The following is a 3,497-nucleotide window of genomic DNA, read 5'->3' as shown; positions in this document are numbered from 1 at the left end:
GTGTCGATGTCCTCGGGGGACGCGATGCCCTCCTCGGCGATCGACATCGCCTCCTTGAGCAGCACGTACTGCAGGCGGTTGAGGACGAAGCCGGGCACGTCGGCGACGATCGCCGCCTCCCGGTCGGCCTTCGCGAGCAGCTCCTTGACGACGGGGACGACGGCCTCGTCGGTGCGCTCCCCCAGCACGAGCTCGACGCCGGGGATGAACGGGGCGGGGTTGGAGAAGTGCACGGTCAGGAACCGCTCGGGGTTCTTCACCGCCGTGGCGAGCACGCGGGCCGGGATGGTCGAGGTGTTCGAGCCGATGATCGCGTCCTCGCGCGCCGCGGCCGAGATGCGGCCCAGCACGTCGTGCTTGACCTCGACCGACTCGAACACGACCTCCTCGACGAAGTCGACGTCCGCGACCGCGTCCTCGATCGACGGGGCGGTACGCAGGTTCGCGCGGATCGTCGCCGTCGCGCCGGCGTCGTACAGGCCGGCGTCCTCGAACTCCTGCGCCTCCGCGAGCAGGCGCGCGAACGCGGCCTCCGTCGCCTCGGCGGAGACGTCGGCGATCGTGACGGGCAGGCCCGCGAGCGCGAGCGACTGCGCGATGCCGCCTCCCATGTAGCCGGCACCGATCACGGCGACGCTGCTGATGCTGGTGACCATCGTTGCTTCCTCTCTCGTGGTCCAGTCTGTGGCGGTCACGGCCGGGTGGCCGAATCCGCAGGTCGCGCGGCCGCGGCCTCGTCGAGCACGTCGCGCAGGGCGGCGACGTCGTGGGCGAAGCGCCCGAGGAACACGCCGTCGACGGCGCCCGCGAGGGCGGTGAGCGTGCCCGGGCCGGCAGCCCCGCCGTAGAGCACGCGGCCGTCGACGCCCAGCGTGTCGAGCCGCTCGCGCAGCGCGTGCGCGACCGTCACGACGTGCTCGGCGGGCGCCGGCCGCGGGGCGCCGATCGCCCAGACGGGCTCGTACCCCACGACCACCTCGCGCGGGGCGGAGCCCCGCAGCGCGCTCTCGAGCTGCGCGGTCGCGACCTCGGCCGCCTCCCGCGCGGAGACCTGCTCGCGCTCCCCCACGCACAGCAGCGGGGTGACGTCCGCCTCGGCGAGGCGCGCGACCTTGGCCCGCACGACGTCGTCGTCCTCGTGGAACGTCGCGCGCCGCTCGGCATGGCCGACGACGGCGAGCGCGCAGCCCAGCTCGGCGAGCAGGGCCGCCGTGACCTCGCCGGTCTGGGCGCCGTGGGCGGCCGGGGCCACGTCCTGCGCGCCCCAGGCCACCCCCGTCCCCCCGAGCAGCCGCGCGGCCGCGGGCAGCAGGGGGAAGGCGGGCAGCACGGCGAGGTCCACGTCGCCCGCAGGGGCGGCGTCGCGGACCGCGGCGAGCCAGCGCTCGGTGTCCGCGGCCCCGAGGTACGCCTTGAGCGAGACGGCGACGAGCGGGCGGGTCATCCGCAGGACCCGGCGGGCTCGGCGACCGCCCCTGTGCCCGCGCCGGCCTCGACCTCGCCGATCGCCGCGACCTTGGGCGCGGACGCCGAGGTGGGGTCGAACCGGTAGCCCAGCCACTCGCGCAGCAGGCGGCGGGCGAGCTCGATGCCCACGACGCGCTGGCCGAAGCACAGCACCTGGGCGTCGTTGGAGAGCACCGCCCGCTCGACCGAGAACGAGTCGTGGGCGGTGACGGCGCGGACGCCGGGCACCTTGTTGGCGGCGATCGCGACGCCGAGGCCGGTGCCGCACACGAGGAGCGCGCGGTCGGCCTTCCCCTCGGCGACGAGGCGCGCGGCCGCCGCGCCCACGTAGGGGTACGGGGTGTGCTCGTCGCCCCCGACGCCGACGTCGGTCACGGACGCCACCCGGTCGTCGGCCTCGAGGTCGGCCTTGAGCAGCTCCTTGTAGTCGAACCCGGCGTCGTCCGAGCCGATCACGAGCCGCAGCGCGGTCGTCTCCCGTGCCGTTCCCTGTGTCGTCTCCTGCGTCGTGGTCATCGTGCAGCCACCTCCACGTCGTCCGTGCTGACGCCGAGCGCGTCCCCGACCTCCGCGAGGAGGAGCGCGAGCGACGTCGCCCCCGGGTCGGCGACCCCGAGGCTCTTGTCCCCCAGCACGCGCGAGCGACCGCGGCGTGCCGTGATGTCCTTGGTGCGGGCCGCGCCGTCCCGACCGGCGCGCACAGCGGCCCGCCAGGCGTCGGGTGCCGCCGCACCGTTCCCGTGCGCCGCGGCCAGGGCCTCGACGGCGGGGTCGAGGGCGTCGACGAGCGTCTTGTCCCCCGCCCGTGCCCCGCCCACCGCGCAGACCTCGTCGCGCGCGGCGCGCACGCCGTCGGCGACGTGGGCGCCCGTCAGCGCCTCGTCGGCGGGCAGCCGGTCGGCGAGGGCGAGCAGGCCGACGCCCCACAGAGCACCCGACGTGCCGCCCGCGCGGTCGGCCCAGCGGTCCGCGGCGCGCCGCAGCACGGACGGGGCGTCCGCCCCGGCGGCGAGCGCCTCGTCGGCTGCCGCGACCGCGGCGTCGACACCACGGCACATGCCGCGCCCGTGGTCGCCGTCGCCGGCGATCGCGTCGAGCGCGCCGAGCTCGTCCTCCGCGTCGTGCAGCACCTGCTGCGCGCGGTGCAGCGCGCGCACCACGAGGCGGGCCGCCTCGGCGCCCTCGGCCGACGCCGCGACGACGAGCGGCGGTTCCGGCTCCGTGACGACGTCGGGCGCGGCCGCGACCGGGGCCGCGCGCCAGCCCCCGTGCCGGAACGCGGGCGTCGTGGCGGGCGCGAGCCACAGCGGCTCGAGCTCGTCGTCGAGCCACGCCACGGTGAGCGAGCAGCCCGCCATGTCGAGGCTCGTGACGTACTCCCCGACGAGCGGCGCCACCAGCGTCACGCCGCGCTCCGTCAGCAGGTCGTGCACCCGGTCCCAGAGCACGAAGAGCTCCTCGTACTTGACGGTGCCGAGCCCGTTGAGGACGACGGCGACGCGGCCGTCGGCGTCGGCGGGCCGGTCCGCGAGCACGCGGTCGACGAGCTCGGCGGCCAGGTCCGCGGCGGGCGGCACCGCCTCCTCGCCGATGCCGGGCTCGCCGTGGATCCCGAGGCCCCAGCCGGCCGTCCCCTCCGGCAGGCTGAACAGCGGGGCGTCGGCACCGGGCAGCGTGCAGCCGTCGAAGGCGACGCCGAAGGAGCGGGTGCGCTCGTTGGCCAGGCCCGCGAGGCGGTCGACCTCGGCCAGGTCCGCGCCGGACTCCGCCGCCGCGCCCGCGACCTTGAAGACCACGAGGTCGCCCGCGACGCCGCGCCGCTCCTCGGCGCGGTCGGCGGGGGCGGAGGCGACGTCGTCGGTGACGAGGCGCACGGCCACGTCGACGCCCTGCGCCCGCAGCCGGCTCGCCGCGGCGCCGAAGTTGAGGACGTCCCCGGCGTAGTTGCCGAAGGACAGCCAGATGCCCGCCCCGGCGTCCGCGGCCCGGCACACGTCGAGCACCTGTCGCGTGGACGGGGAGGCGAAGAC

At 76.8% G+C, this 3,497-nt stretch carries 4 protein-coding genes; all 4 read right to left on the bottom strand.

What is annotated here, in order from left to right:
- Window positions 1-656 (bottom strand): 3-hydroxyacyl-CoA dehydrogenase family protein (locus tag ACFWEK_RS20055; RefSeq protein WP_430555186.1); only part of this gene is annotated, 656 nt, incomplete at its 3' end.
- Window positions 657-691: 35 nt separating this feature from the next.
- Window positions 692-1,444: a triose-phosphate isomerase family protein gene (locus ACFWEK_RS20050; protein WP_430555185.1), complete on the bottom strand. Its 753-nt coding sequence runs from the start codon at window positions 1,442-1,444 to the stop codon at window positions 692-694.
- Window positions 1,441-1,983, bottom strand: coding sequence for a ribose-5-phosphate isomerase (locus ACFWEK_RS20045; protein WP_430548055.1), 543 nt, complete (start codon window positions 1,981-1,983; stop codon window positions 1,441-1,443). Before ACFWEK_RS20045 ends, ACFWEK_RS20050 begins: the two co-directional genes overlap by 4 nt.
- On the bottom strand, window positions 1,980-3,497 hold a 1,518-nt coding region (locus tag ACFWEK_RS20040), incomplete at its 5' end, for a dihydroxyacetone kinase family protein (RefSeq protein ID WP_430555184.1). The genes ACFWEK_RS20040 and ACFWEK_RS20045, both read right to left, overlap by 4 nt.

The organism is Isoptericola sp. NPDC060257 (assembly GCF_042726645.1).
Lineage (GTDB): Bacteria > Actinomycetota > Actinomycetes > Actinomycetales > Cellulomonadaceae > Isoptericola > Isoptericola nanjingensis.
This window is presented reverse-complemented; position numbering and strand designations above follow the sequence as displayed.

What these genes read in the sequence shown, in the direction of transcription:
- ACFWEK_RS20050 (WP_430555185.1), bottom strand. Translation starts at nt 1,444, where the DNA reads ATGACCCGCCCGCTCGTCGCCGTCTCGCTCAAGGCGTACCTCGGGGCC.
- ACFWEK_RS20045 (WP_430548055.1), bottom strand. Translation starts at nt 1,983, where the DNA reads ATGACCACGACGCAGGAGACGACACAGGGAACGGCACGGGAGACGACC.